The sequence below is a fragment of the Prevotella sp. LCP21S3_D2 genome (assembly GCF_052118345.1).
In the GTDB taxonomy this organism is placed as follows: Bacteria; Bacteroidota; Bacteroidia; order Bacteroidales; family Bacteroidaceae; genus Prevotella.
The window spans coordinates 226528-248241 of record NZ_JBQKHJ010000002.1; the positions used below are offsets into that span (position 1 = coordinate 226528).

The window sequence follows — 21714 nt, forward strand, 5'->3', positions numbered from 1 at the left end:
ACTGTAGTGCTGCTTTAGGCATTGTATTCAAGTCTGCTTCCCTACAACAGCAAGCTGGTAACGATTATCGGCAAGATTTCGATTGCTCAGGGCTGCCTTTGGGAGAGTATGTACTTTACATCCATGTGAACGGCAAAGCCTTTTCGGAAAAAGTGCACATCAAATAGCGAGGATGCAACTTCGTTTATAAATAACAAAATAAGATTACAATCTGTTGCCCAGTATGGTTTAACTATCTTTTGGAGGGAATTAAAATGAAAAAATATGTTTTTATAATATGTCTTTTTGTAAGTTGTAATATGCTTGCACAAAGTTTCTTTACTTTTCATAATGGGGAATTGATAGAAAAACGAAATTATGAAAAAGTAAAGTTACAGAGTATAGTCTGCTATGAACAGCATACTCCTAAAGATTCTTTAGTATATGATGGCAATGACGTGTTGTGCTTTCATCTTCAAGGGGATAGTATAGTAGAAATGCCATTATATCCATATATAAAATACTATTATTGTGAATTTGATGAGTCTTTACAAAATAATTATATTTATCATATGATAAAATATAAGCAATTGCAAGAACGAATTTTGTATTTTTTAGCTACTATTGATTATGAAATAACCGACGATAGTGCTTTTGTTGAAAAAAGACAGACAATTGTATTCAATAAGGATAGTTATCGCATCAAATATAAAAAAATCAATATGAAATTTCATTTTTTTGCCGAATTAGAAACATATCGTTATGAACCATTGGAGAGCATGTATATAAATATACATAATGGATTCTTAACCAAAGCATTGTTTAAGGGCAAGAAGACTGATGTTAATATTATCTTTGAATATCAAGATGGAAAATTAAAGAAGGAAAAAATATTTTATAGTACTACTCGCAGAGTGTCTTCTTACGAAGAATATTCTTACAAAACGAATGCCTCTTAGTTGATTTAATTTAAGAGTAAGTTCATATTAATGAAAAGATAGTCATGAATTTTATAATAACACAAAAGAAATGAAAAGAAAATCATTTAAAATTTTAGTGTTAATTTTAATAGCTTTGCATATCTACCTCATTTTTATGAGATGGATATATTGGATGTTAGACTATCATTATGGAGATTTTGACTATATATTTTTAAAATTAGTTGATGTTCCTAATGGTTTTGAAGTTGTAGACAACCTATATAATGAGGTGTTATTTGATATATATTATTTGGCATTTTCCACAATAGTTACTATAATTATTGCTGTGAAATATCTAAAACAACAAAAGAAAAAAAATGAAGAAGATAATCATTTACATTAGCATCATGGTTAGCAATTGTGCCTCCTTGGGGGCACAAAGCCACGAACTTACTGCTACTGCCAATCTCTCAAAAGGCGGTGACAGCATATACTATGACTTTATAACTGCAACAGTTCCGCAAAGTTCTAGTTTTTCGGAACAACTATGGGATTTCTCCAATTCCAAATATCTTGGACAAGAGAAAGAGGTGTTCTGTGTTGGAAACGATAGCAACCGCATCAAGATGATAGACAAGGATGCCATTCTCGATTTTTCACAAGATAAGGAGCATTTGCTTCTGAAGCGATTGCAAACCCCATTGCTGAACATTGATTTTGGTAATTCTTTTGAATATCTCAAGTTTCCATTTTCCTTCAATGACTCCTTGACTTGTCAGATTGAGGGTAAGGGGACTTATTGCCCAAAAAATAAAATGAAGCTATCAGGCACATGTTGTACGTAAGAATCCACCAAAATCACCAGATATTTTGGATTTTACATTTTTTTGAAGAAAACTGAAAAAAAACGCAAAAATATTTGGTGATATCAAATATTCCTTTTATCTTTGCAACCTAGTATCAAAGAAATCTCGGGGTTGACTGGATTTGACGGCGAGATGAAATGGTATGTAAGCATGCGGAGGCTCGTTGGCTACCTCCTAAATCATAGTGAACAAAAAATTAATTGGCGAAAATAACTACGCTCTCGCTGCTTAATCGAAGTACAGTAGGTTAACTTAATTCCGGCACAAGGTGCTGGAACGGGACATCGCTCAACAGATGTAGTTCCGAATCTTGTTGATCAAGCGGTGCAGGCAAATCGGAAATAGTTCGGGTACGCCTCGTTGCCCGGATGAAATTTTAGAGGATAAGGGTATGGTTGGTGGTCCAGGTCTTGCCATACCTCGAAAATTGAAGTCTGGAATAAGCATGTAGAAAGCATATGGTTTCCTTGTGCGGACGAGGGTTCGATTCCCTCCAGCTCCACCCTAGAAACAAAAAGAAGTCGCTGAAGAATCAGCGACTTCTTTTTTTGCATATATGCGCCATTGAATATCCAAACTGCATATATACTATTGAGGATTCTTATTTTCTCAAACTTTCACGGTATTTCAGCGGCGACATGTGGAGATGCTCCCGGACATACTTTCCGAAGAAAGAAGTGTTGGAGAAGCCCAGAATGCCCGAAATTTCCTTAATCGACTTCGTGGTAGAACGGAGATAATAGGTGATGTCGGCAAGGGTATATTCCGTAATCCATTCTATCGCCGTCTTACCCGAATGGCGCTTGCTGATAATGGAGAGATACTTGGGCGTAATGCACAGTTGCTGGGCAAAATATTCTACAGGCTGGTGCTTGATTTCGCTCTGCTGCAACATCTTCAGAAACTTGTCGAAAAGATCACTCGTGCTGGAGACACTAGCATCCTTAGGCAAGCCATCGAGAAGCAGATTGCTCACGGCAAGAAGCGCACTCTTGAGCAGCGTCTCTACGATTTCACGACGATATGGCTTCCAGGAACTGCGGTCGCTGAAAGTAGGGTCGAGACAGAGACGCACCAGATCGGTAAACTTGGTATAGAATACCTGGTCGGTCTCGTTCATCTTCAATACCGACAGCTTGCTGATATATACGGCACGGTTCCATACCGAGATATTGGACTGAAGGATGTTCATCATGCCATGATTGCTGACGCACATTGCAGTGCCCAAAAAGTCAGACGACACCTCTATGATATAGAGCATGGAATTAGGTGGACTGATAAAAATATCGCCCTTCTCTACTACTACTTCCCGTCCGTTCAGATCAGCCTTCAAAGAGCCTCTGAGACAGGATGCAATCATGTTCATCTGCAACCTCACGGGGTCGGGATTCTGCAAAACCTTGAGATTGTCGATAATCAAGATATCCTCGTCGAGATAGCTAGCACTGATCTCGGCACTCTGAGCAAACTCACCTTCCTCGATGCGCTGCCTTACGTCCTTCTGTTCCTTCATTAATACGTTTTTAAATTCTTCTTTCTTCGTTCTTCACTTTCTAGAAAGCTTCCCTGTACTTATTCTCGTCTTTATCCTCGAGCATAGAGAGATAGCTCTGATAGCGGCTGGCTGCGATATAATGCTCCTCTACCGCCTTGATGACCGCACAACCCGGTTCGTGGGTATGGGTGCAGTCGGAGAACTTGCAATCCTGTGAGAACTTGAATATCTCCTTAAAGTAACTGGTCAGCTCTTCCTTCTCGATATCAAAGGTTCCGAAACCCTTGATACCAGGAGTATCTATGAGATAGCCACCTTCCGGCAACTCCAGCATTTCGCTGAAGGTTGTGGTGTGCATACCGCAGTTGTGAGCCTCGCTGATTTCGGCTGTACGCTGTTCGGCATCAGGAATCAGCTGGTTGATGAGGGTAGACTTTCCTACTCCACTGTTGCCGCTGAGCAGCGATTTCTTCTCCTTGATGAAAGAGCGTAATTCGTCAACACCTTCACCTGTGGCTGCCGAAAGTTCAATACACTGGTAGCCGATGGTTTCATAGAGTGTGCGCATCATCTTCTGATAGTGGAGCTCTTCTTCGGTAAGAAGATCGGTCTTGTTGAAGATGATGATGACTGGCACTCTATATGCCTCGGCACCTGCCAGGAATCGGTCGATGAAAGTGGTAGATGTCTGTGGGTAATTCACCGTAACCACAAGCAGTGCCTGGTCTACATTGGCAGCCAGGATATGACTCTGCTTGCTGAGATTAGGCGATTTACGGATGATATAGTTTCGGCGGTCTTCGATGGAAGAGATGAAGGCGGTACCTTCCTGGTTGGTGATGAGCTGCACATAGTCGCCCACAGCCACCGGATTGGTAGTGCGGATGCCCTTCAGTCGGAAATTGCCTTTAATTTTACTTTCAATCAGCTGGCCATCGTCAGTCTTGACGGTGTACCAGCTGCCTGTATTCTTAATAACGAGTCCTCTCATTATCATTTATTAATAATGTTAGCCTAAAAAAGCTATTTTTTAGACTGTCATGATTTCCTTTTCCTTCTCGTCCATCAAACCTTCGAGCTGCTTGATGTACTTGTCGTGAAGCTTCTGCAAATCGTTCTCAGCATCCTTCTCCAAGTCCTCAGAAAGACCGTCCTTGATGGCCTTCTTCAGTTTTTCCTTGATATCCTGTCGTACATTGCGAACCTCAATCTTGGCACGCTCAGCAATCTTGTTGCACTGCTTAACGAGTTCCTTACGGCGCTCACCTGTAGGCTGAGGGATACCAAGGCGTACGATTTCACCATTGTTCTCAGGAGTGATTCCTACACCACTATCCATGATTGCCTTTTCGATGTCCTTGATGGCCTTCTTGTCCCAAGGGCGAATGGCGATGGTACGGGCATCAGGAGTGGTTACGGTAGCCACCTGGTTCAGAGGAACCATACTGCCATAGCTGTTAACACGCACGCCGTCGAGGATAGCCACGTTAGCGCGACCTGCACGAATATGCGAGAGCTCTTCTGCGAGATACATTGCTGCCATCTCCATACGCTCACCTGCAGAATTCAAAGTTTCTTTTACGTCTATCATAATAATATGTTTTTATTTTATTAATTCTAATCTTTTCAATTCTTCGCCCACATAGTTGGTCAGTTCTACGAACTGCTGGATAGTAAGCTGTTCCGGACGCTTGGTCATGATGTCGGTGGTGTAGAAATCCTCACGTGGTGTTACACCAGGGAACATCTGCTTGAGACTCACACGCAACATCTTGCGGCGCTGGTTGAACACGGTCTTCACCAATCGCTTGAAGAGTTTCTCATCACAACCAAGATCGGTCACCTCGTTGCGAGTCATACGGATTACTGCACTCTTCACCTTTGGCGGCGGATTGAACACACCCTCGTCTACGGTGAAGAGATACTCTACATCATACCATGCCTGAATGAGCACGCTGAGGATGCCATATGCCTTGTTGCCCGGCTCGGAAGCCATGCGGAGTGCCACCTCGCGCTGTATCATACCCGTACAGCAAGGAATGAGATCCTTGTAGTCGAGCATCTTGAAGAAGATCTGCGAGGAGATGTCGTAAGGATAATTGCCCGTGAGCACAAACTGTTTTCCATCGAATATTTGGTTGAGATCCATACGCAGGAAGTCCTCTCCGATGATGTTATCCTTGAGCGTCGGGAAATTCTCATGTAAATAGGCCACCGACTCAGAGTCGATTTCCACTGCCTTTACGGGGCGAGGCTTTTCTACGAGATATTGGGTAAGAACGCCCATACCCGGTCCGATTTCCAGAACAGGTATATTAGGGCAGGCATCCACCGTATCAGCGATGCGCTTGGCTATGTTGAGATCAGTAAGGAAGTGCTGACCTAGATTTTTCTTTGGCTTTACAGCTTTCATACGTTACAAATATATTTTTTGCAAAAATACGATTATTTTTCGAGAAATAGCCCATTGAATACATTTTTTTTAAACTTTTATAGAAAAAAGAGGGAAAGAAATGAGGGGCAAGCGTTTATTTATGCTAAAAATATGCACTTTCGTGCGATATTGACAAGAAAAGTATTAACTTTGCATCTAATTATGGATATAAAGAAGATAGCAAACAACATTTGGAAGGTGGGGCTATCGCTCGTACTGGGTGGTGCCATCCTTTATTGGATGTATCGGGGTTTCGACTTCAAGCAGGTGGAGGACGTGGTGCTCCACAAGATGAGCTGGACCTGGATGCTGCTGTCGTTCCCCTTTGGCATTACAGCGCAGCTGTTCAGGGGATGGAGATGGAAACAGTCATTGGAGCCACTGGGCGAAAAAGCACGCACACATGTAAGCGTGAACTCCATCTTTCTATCATATGCACTGAGTCTCGTCATCCCAAGATCGGGAGAATTTGCACGATGTGCCGTGCTGAAACGATATGACGGCGTATCCTTCCCTAAAGCTCTGGGAACGGTGGTTACGGAGCGAGCCATAGACTCGCTGCTGATACTTCTCATCACCGGAATGGTGTTTCTGATGCAGATACCAGTATTCCTGAACTTCTTTGACAAGACAGGTACCAGCATGGACAGCATCCTGGGAAAATTCACCGCCACGGGCTATTTCGTAACGGTAGTCTGCGGCATCGCTGTACTCATCCTGCTGCACTTCCTGCTGAAGAAACTCGCTATATATAATAAGGTAAAAGCTACGCTGAGCGGACTGTGGCAGGGCATTATCTCACTGAAGGGCGTGAAAAACGTACCTCTCTATATAGCCCTCACGCTGGGCATCTGGCTGAGTTACTTCTTCCACTATTATCTCACGTTCCAGTGCTTTGAGGCGACATCGCATCTCAGTCTGATGTGTGGACTGGTAACCTTCATCGTGGGCAGCATCGCAGTCATCGTACCGACTCCCAACGGAGCAGGTCCGTGGCACTTTGCCGTGAAGACTATGCTCATTCTCTACGGCATCCAGCAGAACGATGCCCTCTTCTTCGTACTCATCGTCCACTCGGTGCAGACACTGCTCGTCATCTTTCTGGGTATCTATGCCTGGATTGCCCTGGCGTTTACGAAGAAGCTAAAAGCGAAGAGTGAAGAGCAAAGAATTCTCTTGCTTTAGGGCGTATGTCCAATTAAACATGAAACATTTAACATTAAAATAAAAATATTATGGCTGACATTAAGAATCTGAGTCCAGTTGAAATCTGGCGCAACTTCGACAAGTTAACACAAGTTCCACGTCCATCAGGACATTTGGGGAAAATTCAAGCTTATTTGCTCAACTGGGCAAAGGAAGCAGGTGTAGAGGCATTCCAGGATGCTGCGGGCAACATCGTAATGCGCAAGCCTGCCACTCCTGGTATGGAGAACCGCAAGGGCGTTATCCTCCAGGCTCACATGGACATGGTTCCTCAGAAAGCACCTGAGAGCAATCACGACTTTGAAAACGACCCTATCGAAACCATCATCGATGGCGACTGGGTTCGTGCTAATCATACTACCCTCGGAAGCGACGACGGTCTCGGCGTGGCTACCATCATGGCAGTCATGGAAGCTAAGGATTTGCAGCACGGTCCGGTAGAGGGTCTTATCACCGCTGACGAAGAGACAGGCATGTTTGGTGCCAACGGTCTTCCTGAGGGCGAGCTGAACGGCGATATCCTCCTGAACCTTGACACAGAGGTTTGGGGCGAGTTCGTCATCGGCAGCGCTGGCGGTATCGACATCACAGCAACACTCGACTATCAGGAGGTAGAGACTGACAAGGACGACGCAGCCGTTAAGGTTACCCTGAAGGGCTTGAAGGGCGGTCACTCAGGCATCGAGATCAACGAGGGCAGAGCCAACGCCAACAAGTGCATGGTTCGCTTCGTACGTGAGGCTATCTCAGAGCTTGATGCACGTCTGGCTTCATGGCAGGGCGGCAACATGCGCAATGCCATCCCATTCCAGGCACAGGTAGTATTGACCTTGCCGAAGGAGAACATAGAGGCTTTGAACGACATGGTAGCCGACTGGAAGGATGAACTCATCGACGAGTTCCAGGGTATCGAGGTAGCAGAGAACATAGAGTTCTTCACAGAGAACGTAGAGACTCCTGCCAAGGAGGTTCCTCAGGAGATTCAGGACAACCTGGTAGATGCCATCTTTGCTTGTCACGACGGCGTACTGCGTATGGCTCCATCTATGCCAGGCATCGTAGAAACCTCTTCAAACCTCGCCATCATCGAGATTGGCGAAGGCAAGGCAGCCATCAAGATTCTGGCTCGTTCCAGCCACGAGTACTACAAGATGTATCTCGCAACCATGATGGAGAGCTGCTTCAACATGGCAGGCATGAAGGTTGAATTCAGCGGTGCATACGGCGGCTGGAACCCTAACCCTAAGAGTGACATCCTGGAGCACGTACTGAAGGTTTACAAGGAGCAGAACGGCAAGGACGGCGTAGTTCAGGCTGTTCACGCTGGTTTGGAGTGCTCTATCATCCTGGGCAAGTATCCTCACCTTGATGTGGTTTCCTTCGGTCCTACATTGCTCAGCCCTCATACTGCAAACGAGCGCTGTCAGATTAGCTGCGTGGCTCCTTTCTGGAACCTGATGAAGCAGCTGTTGGCTGAAATTCCAGCAAAATAAGCAAGCAGAAAATTACAAAAAGATTAAAAAAGAAAGCCGGGAAAGAAATTTCTCGGCTTTTTTGTCCCTTTTCTCAATTAAAATCATTAACTTTGCAGGCGATTTCGCGAGGCTTGTCATACCGTAGTAATATACGTTACAACGACCTTGCACAAGTTTCAATTAATTATTAACAAAAATGGACGATTATCACGCGGAGAATTTCAATAATCAGTAAGGCGTGGAGATTCAGCAACCATAAAGATCGCACCAAGGCGATTCCTCAGGCTAATCTCCATACCTAAACCTTTTATTTTGTGGAGAATAGCAAACAATGAAGACTTTTTGGAATATAGACAAGAAACTGACTGTGCTCAACGAGTGGCAGCCAAATTGCTGGATACAAGTAACATGTCCAACCGACGAAGACCAGCGCCTGCTGGAAGAAGAATTCAAGATTCCTGATTATTTCCTCTCGGACATCAGCGATACTGACGAGCGTGCCCGCTACGAATATGACGACGGCTGGATGCTCATCATCCTGCGTATCCCTTACGTGAAGGAAATCCGAAGCCGTACGCCGTATACCACCGTGCCTCTGGGTATCATCCACAAGCGCGATGTGACCATAACCGTGTGCTATTACGAGACCAATATGATGATAGACTTCGTTAGCTATCAGCAGAAGCGCAACGAGGGATTCACCGATTATGTAGACATGATATTCCGTCTCTTTCTCTCCTCTGCCGTATGGTATCTGAAACGATTGAAACAAATCAACTCGCTCATCGAGAAAGCCAAGCGCAATCTGGACCACGGAGTAAACAACGAGAGCTTGATAGGACTCAGCCGCCTGCAAGACTCTCTCACCTACTTCAACACTTCAATCCGCGGCAATGAAAACCTTCTTTCAAAGCTGAAGTTCAAGTTGCAGGTGGACGAGTTGGATGCCGATTTGATTGAAGATGTCAACATCGAGATGACACAGGCGAGAGAGACGACCAGCATCTATTCCGACATTCTGGAATCAACCATGGACACCTACTCCAGCATCATCAACAACAACATGAATACCACGATGCGTACCTTGACCAGTATCAGTATCGTCATGATGTTGCCAACTCTGATTTCCTCTCTCTTCGGTATGAACCTGATTAACGGAATGGAAGAAAGCCCATACGGCTTCGCCTTCGCCCTGGTTCTCTCATTCGTAGTATCAGGTCTCTCGTGGGGCTTCCTGAGATATAAGCGACTGTTATAAAAATATAAAAAATCGAATGTCTTACAAAGATATTCGATTTTTTTATTTAAGTTTGCAAATTATTAATAATAACAATGTGTGGCCGAATCGCTTTTTAGAAAACGACTACCGGCAAAGAAACTCGAATCATAAACTAAACAAAGTGAAATGATGGACTCTCTAGAAAACGCTCTGCTGCAGCAGGGCACCATGGAAGAACCTGCCAAGAAGATATACTCTTCCAAGCAGGAAGTACTCGAAAGAGTAAAAGAAATCGCACGTAGTGCAGAAGCTCCTGTGAAAGAAGAGCTTGATTTATTAAAGACAGTTTTCTACAAGTTGCACCTTGCAGAAAGAGATGCTCAGATGAAAGAGTATCTCGCAAAAGGTGGCGACCCGGAGAAATATGTACTTCTTCCAGATGATACTGAAGAAGCCTTTAAGGCAGAAATGCAGATTATCAAGGAAAAAAGAGCTAAGATTTTCCTTGCTCAAGAAGAAGAAAAGCAAGAAAACTTAGCTAAAAAACTTGAGATTATCGAGAAGATTAAGGCAATGACTACTTCACCTGAAGAGGTTAACAAATCATACCAGGACTTCAAGGCACTGCAGCAGGAATGGAAGGAAATCAAGGCTATCCCTGCTGACAAAGCTAACGAAGTATGGAAGAACTACCAACTCTACGTGGAGCAGTTCTACGATCTTCTGAAGCTCAACAATGAAGCACGCGAATATGACTTCAAGAAGAATCTTGAAGCCAAGACTAAGTTGTGCGAAGCTGCAGAAAAACTGGCAGAAGACACCGATGTCATCTCAGCCTTCCACCAGTTGCAGGATCTCCATCAGCAGTATCGTGAAATCGGTCCTGTAGCAAAAGAACTGAGAGAGGAAATCTGGGCTCGCTTCAAGGCAGCCAGCACCATCATCAACAAGAAGCATCAGCAGCACTTCGAGGACTTGAGAGCCAAGGAGGAAAAGAACCTTGCTGACAAGACCGCACTTTGCGAAAAGGTTGAGGCCATCAACCAGACAGAATACAAGCAGGCGTCTGACTGGGAGAATGCTACAAAGGAAGTGATTGAGTTACAGAACGAATGGAAGAAGATTGGTTTTGCTCCACAGAAAATGAACGTGAAGATCTTTGAGCGTTTCCGTATCGCCAACGATACTTTCTTCAGCAACAAGGCAGAATTCTTCAAGGGACTGAAGGATCTATATGCCAGCAATATCGCCAAGAAGCAGGAGCTCGTGGAAAAGGCTAAAGCTTTAGCCGACAGCACCGAGTGGAAGAAGACCGGCGACAAACTCATCTCACTGCAAAAGGAATGGAAGAAAACAGGTGTCGTACCTCGCAAGCAGGGCGACGTTCTGTGGAAAGAGTTCCTGACTGCCTGCAACAAGTTCTTCGATGCCCGCAACAAGCAGAATGCCGGTACACGCAGCGAGGAACATACCAACCTGGAGAAGAAGCGTGCCATCATCGCGCAACTCAAGGAACTCATCGAAAATGCAGGCGAAGGCTTCCAGAAGAAAGTTCAGGAGTTGACCGCACAATACAATGCCGTTGGTCATGTTCCTTTCAAGGAGAAAGACAAGCTGTACGAAGAATACCACAGCGTACTGAACAAGGTATACAAGGAGTTGCGCATCAGCAACGGCAAGCGTCATCTCAACAACTTCAAGAACAATCTGAAGAATGTTGCAGAGCAGGGCACTAATGCCTTGGACAACGAGCGTGGCAAGTTGTTGCGTCGCTACGACCAGCTGAGAAACGAGATTACTACCTATGAGAATAACCTCGGCTTCCTCAATGCAGCCAGCAAGAAGGGCAACAGCCTCGTAGAGGAAATGAACCGTAAGGTAGAAAAACTCAAGGCAGACCTCGAGATTATCAAGCAGAAGATCAAGGCTATTGATGCCGAGAACAAATAAAACAACAAAACCCAGGGCGCTTGCCCTGGGTTTTATTGTTTATCCAAGTTTCGCATGCAAGGATTATAAACAAAAAAGCATCTTCCATTTCTGAAAGATGCTAACCTGTTGGGATACCCGGACTCGAACCAGGAATGACAGGACCAGAATCTGTAGTGTTACCATTACACCATATCCCAATAAATTCTATTAAAACCATCTTAAGTAAGCGAAGTTGGGATACCCGGACTCGAACCAGGAATGACAGGACCAGAATCTGTAGTGTTACCATTACACCATATCCCAATATGCTTAGCAAAAGAATCGGTTATGATTTCATTTGCGGTTGCAAAGGTACAACATTTTTTTGTATCTCCAAAATTTTTCCCCACTTTTTTCTAAAAAAACTCAATTTTTATCGATTTTGAGTGATTTTTCATGTAATTAGCGTATCTTTGTAGCATTAAAACAACAAGTAAAAATATAAATGAACACAATTAAGCAACTCGTAGAGACAATTAAAGAAGGTATACAAGAGAAAAAAGGTCAAGATATCGTAATCGCAGACCTCAGTGAAATAGATGGCAGCATTGCCAAATACTTCATCATCTGTCAGGGTGGCTCCCCTACCCAGGTAGAAGCCATCGCAGAATCAGTGGGCGACATCTGCCGCAAGAACTTGGGCGAAAAGCCAGTCAACGTGGCAGGACTCGGCAACGACCAGTGGGTAGCCATGGACTTCGTGGACGTACTGGTTCACATCTTCCTGCCGGAGGTGAGAGCCTATTACGATCTGGAGCACCTTTGGGCAGACGCCAAGCTTACCCATGTGCCAAACCTTGACTAAGAGGAACAGGCTTGCAGGATAAGTACAAGCAAGGATAAAGATATACATTATTATAATAAGCATATTAATATATGGAACAAAGCAACAACTTCAACAATCAAGGCGGAGGCAAGGGACCTAAGATGCCTAGATTTAACATGAACTGGCTTTACACCATTATTCTCATTGCTCTGATAGCTTTGTTTTTTAGTGGTGGTGGTGATGCCCTAGGCGGAGGTGCTGCCAAAGAAGCAACGTACACAGAATTCAAACAGTATGTTGACAAAGGCTATGTACTGAGCGTAGTGGCTAACAAAACAGAAAATACGCTTAAAATATACATCAACCCGAAATATACTCGCGATGTATATAAAATGAGCGCACAGAACGTGGGACCGAACCCATACGTAAAAGTACAATTCGGTTCTGTGGACGAAGTAGACCGGTATGGCAACCAGATGGTCAAGGAGAAGAAAATCCGTTCTTTCAGTTATGACAACAAGAAAGACAACGACTTCTGGAACCTGATTATCAGCCTGGCTCCACTGCTTCTCTTCTTCCTCTTCATCTATTGGATGTCGGGCAGAATGGGCAGCGGCATGAGCAACATGGGTGGCGGAATCTTCAACGTCGGAAAGAGCAAGGCAAAGATGTACGAGAAGGGTAATGCCATCGGCATCACCTTCAAGGACGTTGCCGGACAGGAAGGAGCCAAGCAGGAAGTACAGGAAATCGTTGACTTCCTCAAGAACCCTAAAAAATATACCGACCTGGGCGGTAAGATTCCTAAGGGCGCCCTTCTCGTAGGCCCTCCGGGAACCGGTAAGACTCTTCTGGCAAAGGCTGTAGCAGGCGAAGCAGGCGTACCTTTCTTCTCTATGAGCGGTTCCGACTTCGTAGAAATGTTCGTTGGTGTGGGCGCATCACGTGTCCGCGACCTCTTCCGTCAGGCAAAGGAGAAATCACCTAGCATCATCTTCATCGATGAGATTGATGCCGTGGGCCGTGCCAGAAGCAAAAACCCAGCTATGGGTGGCAATGATGAACGTGAGAATACCCTGAATGCCCTCCTTACCGAGATGGACGGATTCGGCACCAACAGCGGTGTCATCATCCTGGCAGCCACCAACCGCGTAGACATGCTCGACAGCGCCCTGCTTCGTGCGGGTCGTTTCGACAGAGAAATCCACGTAGATCTCCCAGGTTTGAACGAGCGTAAAGCTATCTTCCTGGTTCACCTCAAGCCTATCAAGATTGACGAGACGGTAGATGTAGACCTTCTGGCACGTCAGACTCCAGGTTTTTCTGGTGCCGACATCGCCAATGTATGTAACGAGGCTGCCCTTATCGCAGCCCGCCACGACAAGAAAGCTGTCTGCAAACAGGATTTCCTGGATGCCGTAGACCGTATCGTAGGCGGATTAGAGAAGAAGACCAAGGTGATGACTGCCGATGAGAAGCGCAGCATCGCCCTTCATGAGGCTGGTCATGCTACTATCTCATGGTTCTGCCAATATGCCAACCCTCTCATCAAGGTAACCATCGTTCCTCGCGGCCAGGCTCTTGGAGCAGCGTGGTATCTCCCTGAAGAGCGCCAGATTACCACCAAGGAGCAGATGCTCGACGAGATGTGCTCACTGATGGGTGGACGTGCCGCCGAGGAACTCTTCACGGGTCACATTTCATCAGGAGCGATGAACGACCTGGAGCGTGCCACCAAGAGTGCATACGGCATGGTAGCCTACCTGGGTATGAGCAAGACTTTGCCAAATATCTGCTTCTACAACCGGAACGAGTATTCATTCCAGCGTCCATACTCAGAGACAACAGCCCGCGAGATAGACGAAGAGGTACTCAAGATGGTGAACGAGCAGTATACCCGTGCCAAGAACATCCTGATGGAGCACAAGGAAGGTCACAACGCCCTCGCCGAGCTACTGATTCAGAAGGAAGTAATCATGGCAGAAGACGTAGAGCATATCTTCGGCAAGCGACCATGGTTGAGCCGTTCACAGGAAATCATGGAAGACGAGCAGCCAAAGATTGACGATGCAGTAAAGGAACTGCCGGAAGTACAGGCTGCCATCAAAGAGCACGAAGCGGCTAAGAAGAACGCTGACGATTCTGAGGAAACTCCAGAGAACGAAAGCGACAAGGAGAATCCTAGTGAGAATAACAACGGGAAAAATAACGAATAATAATCAGAACCATGACTGACAAACAGAAAAATCTAGTGATAAGATCCATTACAGGCGTACTCTTCGTCGCCTGTATGGTTTCTTGCTTCCTGAATCCTAGAGCGATGGTATTTCTCTTCGCCCTCATTACAGGACTTAGCATCTGGGAGTATTGCGGACTGGTAAACGGAAAGGAAGACGTAACTGTCAACCGCTTCATCACCACCGTGGCAGGCGTATATCTCTTTCTTGCCGTGGCAGGTTTCCGTACCGGCATCGTGACAAACTTCATCGTTTTCGTGCCTTACCTGCTCACCATCGTTTATCTCTTCATTGCAGAACTTTACACGGGCAACAAGGACGCCATCAACGACTGGGCATATACCATGCTTTCGCAGATGTATATCGCCCTGCCATTCTCAATGATTAACGTACTGGCGTTTGAGACATCCACATTCGACGGACAGATACATTATGACATGCTCTTGCCTTTGAGCATCTTCATCTTCCTCTGGACCAACGATACGGGTGCCTACTGTAGCGGTTCGCTCTTCGGCAAACACAAGCTGTTTCCACGTATCAGTCCAGCCAAGAGTTGGGAAGGCAGTATCGGAGGTGGCATCTTCGTCATCATTGCAGCCATCATCATCGGCTATCTGGCAAACGACGGTGCAGCTCATCGCCTGAGCATTCCAGGATGGGTAGGCTTGGGATTGGTAGTTACGTTCTTCGGCACCTGGGGCGATTTGGTAGAAAGTCTCTTCAAACGTACCCTGGGAGTGAAGGACAGTGGCACCATTCTTCCGGGACATGGTGGCATGCTAGACCGTTTCGACTCCTCCCTCATGGCAATCCCTGCAGCTGTAATCTATCTCTATACCTTGCAGCTTTTCGGATAAGTTTTTGAGACAACAAAAGTTTTCGATATAAAAGAAAAAAATCCAAGCTAGATTTGCTCTAACTTGGATTTTTTGTTTTCTATCAATTATTCCATTTCTTCCTTCTGCGTCTGGCTGAGTTGCTCAGCAGCCTGTTTAGCACGTTTCGCCTCCTCTTCAGCCAATCTTTTCGCTTCCTCCGCTTTTTTTCTTGCAGCCTCAGCAGCAGCCTCGGCCTCAGCTCTTTCCTTGGCAAGGCGGAGGAGTCGCTCTCTGCGCTTAACCAACAAGCCATGCATGATGGTTGCTGCTTCGTCAGGAGCCATCTGACTGCCAAGACGTTCGCGCACCACCTGATATTCTGCCAGCATACGTTCTCTACCCTCTTTACCTGGCAACAGCTGATAAAGCTGGTCGGCAATGGCATCTATCTTGAAACGGTCGGCAAACATTTCCTGCACCACTTCCTTATCGGCTATCAGATTAACCAGCGAGATGTACTTGCACGACATGATATGATCAAACGCAAAGCGGACAAGACGAGGCAATGGAGTCTCGTAGCAAACCACCTGAGGCACGTTGAAAAGAGCCGTTTCCAGCGTAGCCGTACCACTCGTTACCAGAGCTGCCGTAGAATGAGAAAGCAACTGATAGGTCTTGTTATGCACCATCTTGACAGGCGTTCCCTTGACAAACTGCTCATAATACTTATCCTCAATGGAAGGCGCACCAGCCAAAACCATCTGAAAATCCTCAAACCGTTCAGCTACCTCAATCATGGCAGGCAGATTATCCTTGATTTCCTGCAACCTGCTACCCGCCAACAAAGCCAGGATTGGTCTATGAATATCAAGCTGATTCTCTGTACAGAACTCCTCAAATGGCTGCTGATATCCGACACGGAATTCATTCACCTCTTGCGCAGTAGGATTACCTACATAATGTATCGGATAGTGATGCTTTTTCTCATAGAAAGGCACCTCGAAAGGCAGGATAGAGAACATCTCGGCAATGTCTCTCCGAATGCTACGGATTCGCCATTCCTTCCAAGCCCATATCTTAGGAGAAATATAATAATAAGCCGGGATATTCGTATTCTTTTTCAAGAACTTAGCGATATTGAGATTAAAGCCGGGATAATCCACCAGGATAACTACATCAGGTTTCCATTTCACGATATCATCCTTACACATCTTCATGTTGGAAAAGATGGTTCCCAGATGCAACAGAACGGGAACGAAGCCCATATAAGCCAGTTCTTTATAATGCTTCACACGAGTACCTCCCTCGGCAGCCATCAAATCGCCTCCGAAGAACCTGAACTCAGCAAATTCATCCACTTTTTTCAGTGAGCGCATCAACCTACTGGCATGCAGATCACCACTCGCCTCACCTACTATCAAATAATACTTCATGATACTTATTTTTTTACTTTGAACTTTGAGATTTGAACATTGAACTTTATGATTAGTTTTCTTGCTATAAATGAAAGGTCATTTTCTAGCAAAAGCACATCATAAAGTTCAATATTCAATGTTCAAAGTTTTTGATCCAATCATAATCCGTGACATCAATCTTAGTTGGAGTGATGGCTATATATCCATTGTTTACAGCCCACTGATCGGTATCCGTAGCCTCAGGCTCGTCATTACGGTATTCTCCTACCATCCAATAGTAATCATATCCGTGAGGATGCGTACGGTGAACCACCTCATTGATCCATGAGCCATGCGTCATCCGGCAAGCCTTGAAGCCCTTGAAAGGAGGCATGGCTGGAAAATTGACATTCAGACAGGTATACTTAGGCAAGCCTTTCTCCAACACCATTTTAACCACCTTCAGCACGCCATCACGCAAAGGCATTAAGTCAGCATTTTCATCATAGTTGCAACTACTGAAGGCGATGCTTGGAATATGCTGCATGCAACCCTCTTTCGCTACCCCCATCGTGCCGGAATAATGATTGTTGACACTCGAATTATCCCCATGATTAATACCGCCGATAACGAGATCGGGTCTGCGACCATCAAGCAACTGATCCAAAGCCAGTTTCACACAGTCGACCGGTGTTCCGCTACACGACCATACCACCACATCATCGCCCATGTTATGACGTCGCTTGAGACGCAAGGGAGTAGTAGCCGAAAAGGCACAGGCGAATCCGGAACGGGCACTTTCCGGAGCCACAACTAAGAGTTCACACCAGTCCTTCAAGAAGCTGACCAGTGTCTTGATTCCATTGGCATGATAGCCATCATCATTCGAAATTAATACTAACGGTTTCCTATTTTCCATAAAAATATCTTTCTTTTTGGTGCAAAAGTACGAAAAAACCTTTAAAGTAACACAATTCTCACATTATTTTTGTATCTTTGCCGAAAATTTACTAAGAAAATGGGAAAGATAATCGCATTAGCTAATCAAAAAGGCGGTGTCGGCAAGACTACCACCACGATAAATTTGGCTGCATCATTGGCCACTCTCGAGAAGACCGTTCTAGTGGTTGACGCTGACCCACAGGCCAACGCATCCAGTGGATTGGGAGTAGATATCAGCGAGGTTGATTGCTCTATCTATGAGTGCATCATCGACCACACGGATGTCCGTGATGCCATCTACACCACCGACATCAATGGCCTGGATATCATTCCTAGCCATATCGACTTGGTGGGAGCAGAGATAGAAATGCTGAATCTTAAGAATCGCGAGAAGGTTATCAAAAATCTTCTGGAACCTATCCGCGACGAATATGATTTTATACTCATCGATTGTTCCCCATCACTGGGTCTCATCACCGTCAACTCGCTTACAGCAGCTGACAGCGTAATTATCCCTGTGCAATGTGAATATTTCGCTCTTGAAGGAATTAGCAAATTGCTCAACACCATCAAAATCATCAAGAGTAAACTCAATCCGAAATTAGAGATCGAAGGCTTCTTGCTGACGATGTACGACAGCCGTCTTCGCCTTGCCAACCAGATTTACGATGAGGTAAAGCGACATTTCCAGGAGCTGGTATTCAAAACCGTAATCCAGCGCAATGTGAAATTGAGCGAGAGCCCTAGCCACGGTCTGCCTGTCATCCTTTACGATGCAGAAAGCAATGGTGCAAAGAACCATCTGGCATTGGCCAAGGAAATTATCAACAAGAATAGTTAAGATTTGGAAATTGAACCCTTCAAGAAAGTTCAATATTCAAAATTCAAAGTTCAAACTAAAAAATGGCAGTACACAAGAAATATAACAACGGAACAAAAAGCAATGCGCTTGGCCGCGGTCTCGATGCCCTCATATCCACAGAGGGCGTTCGCACCCAAGGCAGCAGCACAATCAATGAAATAGCCATCGATCAGATCGAGGCTAATCCCAACCAGCCACGACGCGAATTTGACGAAGAGGCTTTGCACGAACTGGCAGAAAGCATCAAGGCAATAGGCATCATTCAGCCCATCACCCTACGCCAAGTTGCAGAAAACCACTTCCAGATTATAGCAGGTGAGCGCCGCTGGAGAGCTTCGCAGTTGGCAGGACTGACCGCCATTCCTGCTTACATCCGCACCATCAGCGATGAGAACGTGATGGAAATGGCGCTCGTAGAGAACATCCAGCGCCAGGACCTCAATGCTATAGAAATCGCCCTGGCATACGAGCATCTCCTGGAGAACGAAGGAATGACACAGGAAAAGATTTCTGAAAGAGTAGGCAAAAGCCGAGCAGCCATTGCCAACTATCTCCGATTACTCAAGTTGCCGGCACAGGTACAGATGGCACTCCAGAAGAAAGAAATAGACATGGGACACTGCAGAGCCTTGCTCGCACTTGACAGTCCGTCTCTACAGATCAAGCTCTTCAAGGAGATTCAGAAAAACGGCTATTCCGTGCGCAAAGTGGAAGAAATGGTACAGCACCTGAAAAACGGTGAAGACATCGAAAGCGGCAAGAAAACGATAGCAGCAAAAGCTCAGTTGCCTGAGGAATTCACTGCCATCAAGAACCGCTTGTCACAGTTTCTTGCAACTAAGGTTCAATTCACCTGCTCGTCAAAGGGAAAAGGAAAAATTAGCATTCCGTTCGCCAATGAAGAAGAACTGGAACGCATCATGAAAGTTTTCGACCAATTGAAACAAGAATAAATGAGATTAGAAAATATCGGTATCACGGCTTTACTGCTGGTTAGCTCTACGCTTTCTTACGCACAGAAAAACAGAGAGAAGACCGATGTCAACGTACCTGCCATCGCCTCTGTCGACTCGGTAAAGATGCCTGTCGACTCTGTTCTCACTGCGCAAGACAGCAGCAACCTGGCAAAGCTCAACCAATCGCTCAAACCAGTTAAGAAAAAACGCGACTGGAGCACCTGGCACCCAGAAGCAAAAAGAGCTATGTGGATGGCGCTCGTCTTGCCGGGAGCAGGCCAAATATACAATCGTAAGTATTGGAAACTGCCTATCATATACGGCGGTTTCGTAGGTTGCGCATACGCCATCACCTGGAATAACCAGATGTATCACGACTATTCGCAAGCCTACCTTGACATCATGGACGATGATCCTAACACGCAAAGCTATAACCAGTTCTTGCACTTAGGAGCAACCATTGACGCTTCAAACATCGATCGTTACAAGGAAATATTCCGCAAAAGAAAAGATAAATTCCGCAGATGGAGAGATATGGGAGTATTTGTCATGATTGGTGTATACGCATTCTCTGTCATTGATGCCTATGTAGACGCATCGCTGTCTGAATTTGACATTTCAGACGATTTGACACTTAGAGTGGAGCCTACGGTCATGAACGACAAGCGAACCAACAATCCGTTCAAGTCAGCATCGCTCGGCTTACAATGCTCACTCAAATTTTAGCAAAATGAACAAAATATCTCTTACAACAAAATAATGACGAGAAAATAGAACAGAAAAAAAGAAATGAAGAAGATTATAATCATGGCAGCCGCCTTGCTTTTGGGATTGCAGGGCATGAATGCTCAAACAGAAAACGAAGAAAACGACGACATCATCACCGTAACTGATAAAGACGGAAAATCAGAGGAAATTGAAATTCCAGAAGGAATGGAAGACAACCTCGACAGCCTCTTACATCTTTACAATACACAGACATATCTCATGCCGGATACTTCCTGCAACTATCAGGACATCAATCCCGTATTCGATAAAGAGGTATACGTAGACCGCTTGAAGAGAATGCCTACCATCATTGAAATGCCATACAATGAAGTGGTACAGAAATTCATCGACCGCTACAGCGGTAAGCTGCGCAGATCGGTAAGCTTCATGTTGGGAGCCAGCAATTTCTACATGCCTATCTTTGAGGAAGCGCTTGAAGCATACAATCTTCCACTGGAGTTGAAATATCTCCCTGTCATCGAATCAGCCCTCAATCCTATGGCAATATCACGCGTAGGAGCCACAGGTTTATGGCAGTTTATGTTGCCAACAGGCAAGAGATATGGACTGGAAGTGAACACATTGGTAGATGAGCGCCGCGATCCGGTGAAGGCATCATACGCTGCAGCACACTATCTGAGCGACCTCTACAAGATATTCGACGACTGGAGTCTTGTCATTGCTGCATACAACTGCGGTCCAACCAATGTCAACAAGGCTATCCATCGCGCTAAGGGTAATGCTGATTACTGGAACATCTATCCATATCTTCCAAAAGAGACTCGTGGATATGTCCCAGCATTCATTGCAGCCAACTACATCATGAACTACTATTGCGACCACAATATCTGCCCAATGGTAACAGAATTGCCAGTAAAGACAGATACCGTACTGGTCAACAAGGATATTCACCTGGAACAGATTGCCCAGGTTCTCAACATCAACATCGAGCATCTCCGCAATCTCAACCCACAGTACCGTCGTGACATCATCAACGGTCTCAATAAGCCAATGGCGCTAAGATTGCCATCTACACTGATTGGTTCTTTCATCGACCAGGAAGATTCCATCTGTGCATACAAGGCAGACGAACTGTTCCTGAAGCGTACATTTGTAGATATAAACGACGCCGAGCCATCAGTCAGCCGCTCACGCAGCAGCTATAGCCGTCGCAGTAGCAGCAGTTCATCCCGCTCTTCACGCAGCAGCCGCAGCAAGAAGGGAAAGAACAAGAAAAAGACAAGAACAAAGAGTGTAACCATCAGAAACGGAGACACCCTTTCAGAAATAGCAGCACGCAATGGAACTACCGTTAAGAAGTTGCGCAAGCTTAACAAAATTAGCGGCAATCATATTCGTGCCGGAAAGAAACTCAAAGTAAAATAATAATTATAGGGAGGGTACAT

Annotated in this window: 20 protein-coding genes, 2 tRNA genes and 1 other RNA gene; 15 read left to right on the forward strand and 8 right to left on the reverse strand. The window is 45.3% G+C overall.

Going from position 1 to position 21714, the window contains the following annotated elements:
• Window positions 1-254 precede the first annotated feature (254 nt).
• From ACTQ16_RS02835 to ssrA, 4 genes are all read left to right on the forward strand, one after another.
• Window positions 255-938, forward strand: coding sequence for a hypothetical protein (locus tag ACTQ16_RS02835; RefSeq protein WP_441935992.1), 684 nt, complete (start codon window positions 255-257; stop codon window positions 936-938).
• A 70-nt stretch (window positions 939-1008) separates the two neighbouring features.
• Window positions 1009-1302, forward strand: coding sequence for a hypothetical protein (locus ACTQ16_RS02840; RefSeq protein ID WP_441935993.1), 294 nt, complete (start codon window positions 1009-1011; stop codon window positions 1300-1302).
• On the forward strand, window positions 1277-1744 hold the full coding sequence (locus tag ACTQ16_RS02845) for a hypothetical protein (protein WP_441935995.1): 468 nt from the start codon (window positions 1277-1279) through the stop codon (window positions 1742-1744). The genes ACTQ16_RS02840 and ACTQ16_RS02845 overlap by 26 nt, the downstream gene beginning before the upstream one ends.
• 128 nt (window positions 1745-1872) lie before the next feature.
• Window positions 1873-2270, forward strand: a transfer-messenger RNA (tmRNA) gene (ssrA, locus tag ACTQ16_RS02850).
• 96 nt (window positions 2271-2366) lie between these two features.
• On the opposite strand, the gene ACTQ16_RS02855 is transcribed toward ssrA, so the two are convergent.
• The 4 genes from ACTQ16_RS02855 to rsmA are packed head-to-tail and all read right to left on the reverse strand — an operon-like array spanning window position 2367 to window position 5673.
• The gene (locus tag ACTQ16_RS02855) at window positions 2367-3278 is read right to left on the reverse strand and encodes a helix-turn-helix domain-containing protein (RefSeq protein ID WP_294970683.1); all 912 of its coding nucleotides are present in this window, start codon (window positions 3276-3278) and stop codon (window positions 2367-2369) included.
• A 40-nt stretch (window positions 3279-3318) separates the two neighbouring features.
• A complete protein-coding gene (gene rsgA, locus ACTQ16_RS02860) occupies window positions 3319-4251 on the reverse strand; it encodes a ribosome small subunit-dependent GTPase A (protein ID WP_441935997.1) in 933 nt (310 codons plus the stop codon).
• Window positions 4252-4290: 39 nt separating this feature from the next.
• A complete protein-coding gene (gene frr, locus ACTQ16_RS02865) occupies window positions 4291-4851 on the reverse strand; it encodes a ribosome recycling factor (protein ID WP_294970679.1) in 561 nt (186 codons plus the stop codon).
• Window positions 4852-4863: 12 nt separating this feature from the next.
• On the reverse strand, window positions 4864-5673 hold the full coding sequence (gene rsmA, locus ACTQ16_RS02870; RefSeq protein ID WP_153125390.1) for a 16S rRNA (adenine(1518)-N(6)/adenine(1519)-N(6))-dimethyltransferase RsmA: 810 nt from the start codon (window positions 5671-5673) through the stop codon (window positions 4864-4866).
• A gap of 183 nt (window positions 5674-5856) precedes the next feature.
• On the opposite strand from rsmA, the gene ACTQ16_RS02875 reads away from it, so the two are divergent.
• The 4 genes from ACTQ16_RS02875 (at window position 5857) to ACTQ16_RS02890 (ending at window position 11544) form a co-directional block, all read left to right on the forward strand.
• Window positions 5857-6879, forward strand: a complete 1023-nt coding sequence (locus ACTQ16_RS02875; RefSeq protein ID WP_441932689.1) for a lysylphosphatidylglycerol synthase transmembrane domain-containing protein — start codon at window positions 5857-5859, stop codon at window positions 6877-6879.
• Window positions 6880-6929: 50 nt separating this feature from the next.
• Window positions 6930-8393: an aminoacyl-histidine dipeptidase gene (locus ACTQ16_RS02880; RefSeq protein WP_294970675.1), complete on the forward strand. Its 1464-nt coding sequence runs from the start codon at window positions 6930-6932 to the stop codon at window positions 8391-8393.
• Window positions 8394-8706: 313 nt separating this feature from the next.
• Window positions 8707-9633, forward strand: a complete 927-nt coding sequence (locus ACTQ16_RS02885; protein ID WP_153125396.1) for a magnesium transporter CorA family protein — start codon at window positions 8707-8709, stop codon at window positions 9631-9633.
• A 147-nt stretch (window positions 9634-9780) separates the two neighbouring features.
• Window positions 9781-11544 carry a DUF349 domain-containing protein gene (locus tag ACTQ16_RS02890; RefSeq protein WP_294970672.1) on the forward strand — a complete coding sequence of 588 codons (1764 nt, stop codon included), beginning with the start codon at window positions 9781-9783 and terminating at the stop codon, window positions 11542-11544.
• Between the two features lie 108 nt (window positions 11545-11652).
• Here ACTQ16_RS02890 and ACTQ16_RS02895 read toward each other — a convergent pair.
• Together ACTQ16_RS02895 and ACTQ16_RS02900 are read right to left on the reverse strand one after the other, a co-directional pair.
• Window positions 11653-11723 (reverse strand) — tRNA-Gln (locus ACTQ16_RS02895).
• A 35-nt stretch (window positions 11724-11758) separates the two neighbouring features.
• Window positions 11759-11829 (reverse strand) — tRNA-Gln (locus ACTQ16_RS02900).
• Between the two features lie 181 nt (window positions 11830-12010).
• On the opposite strand from ACTQ16_RS02900, the gene rsfS reads away from it, so the two are divergent.
• The 3 genes from rsfS to ACTQ16_RS02915 all read left to right on the forward strand — a co-directional run bounded on the left by rsfS (window position 12011) and on the right by ACTQ16_RS02915 (window position 15425).
• Complete coding sequence (rsfS, locus tag ACTQ16_RS02905; protein WP_153125400.1) at window positions 12011-12370, forward strand: ribosome silencing factor; 360 nt, start codon at window positions 12011-12013, stop codon at window positions 12368-12370.
• A 71-nt stretch (window positions 12371-12441) separates the two neighbouring features.
• Window positions 12442-14547 carry an ATP-dependent zinc metalloprotease FtsH gene (ftsH, locus tag ACTQ16_RS02910; RefSeq protein WP_153125402.1) on the forward strand — a complete coding sequence of 702 codons (2106 nt, stop codon included), beginning with the start codon at window positions 12442-12444 and terminating at the stop codon, window positions 14545-14547.
• A gap of 11 nt (window positions 14548-14558) precedes the next feature.
• The gene (locus ACTQ16_RS02915; RefSeq protein WP_153125404.1) at window positions 14559-15425 is read left to right on the forward strand and encodes a phosphatidate cytidylyltransferase; all 867 of its coding nucleotides are present in this window, start codon (window positions 14559-14561) and stop codon (window positions 15423-15425) included.
• A gap of 86 nt (window positions 15426-15511) precedes the next feature.
• On the opposite strand, the gene lpxB is transcribed toward ACTQ16_RS02915, so the two are convergent.
• A complete protein-coding gene (gene lpxB, locus ACTQ16_RS02920; protein ID WP_441935998.1) occupies window positions 15512-16819 on the reverse strand; it encodes a lipid-A-disaccharide synthase in 1308 nt (435 codons plus the stop codon).
• Window positions 16820-16934: 115 nt separating this feature from the next.
• Window positions 16935-17699: a 5'/3'-nucleotidase SurE gene (gene surE, locus ACTQ16_RS02925; protein ID WP_295346030.1), complete on the reverse strand. Its 765-nt coding sequence runs from the start codon at window positions 17697-17699 to the stop codon at window positions 16935-16937.
• Between the two features lie 99 nt (window positions 17700-17798).
• Between surE and ACTQ16_RS02930 the strand changes: the two genes are divergently transcribed.
• The 4 genes from ACTQ16_RS02930 (at window position 17799) to ACTQ16_RS02945 (ending at window position 21694) form a co-directional block, all read left to right on the forward strand.
• Window positions 17799-18563 (forward strand): ParA family protein, encoded by a 765-nt coding sequence (locus ACTQ16_RS02930; RefSeq protein WP_153125411.1) that lies wholly within the window; start codon window positions 17799-17801, stop codon window positions 18561-18563.
• 62 nt (window positions 18564-18625) lie between these two features.
• Entirely contained in the window at window positions 18626-19537 is a 912-nt protein-coding gene (locus ACTQ16_RS02935) for a ParB/RepB/Spo0J family partition protein (protein ID WP_295346031.1), read from the forward strand.
• The gene (locus ACTQ16_RS02940; RefSeq protein ID WP_441936000.1) at window positions 19538-20266 is read left to right on the forward strand and encodes a DUF5683 domain-containing protein; all 729 of its coding nucleotides are present in this window, start codon (window positions 19538-19540) and stop codon (window positions 20264-20266) included.
• Window positions 20267-20329: 63 nt separating this feature from the next.
• A complete protein-coding gene (locus tag ACTQ16_RS02945) occupies window positions 20330-21694 on the forward strand; it encodes a lytic transglycosylase domain-containing protein (protein ID WP_294970660.1) in 1365 nt (454 codons plus the stop codon).
• The last annotated feature ends 20 nt before the right edge of the window (window positions 21695-21714 follow it).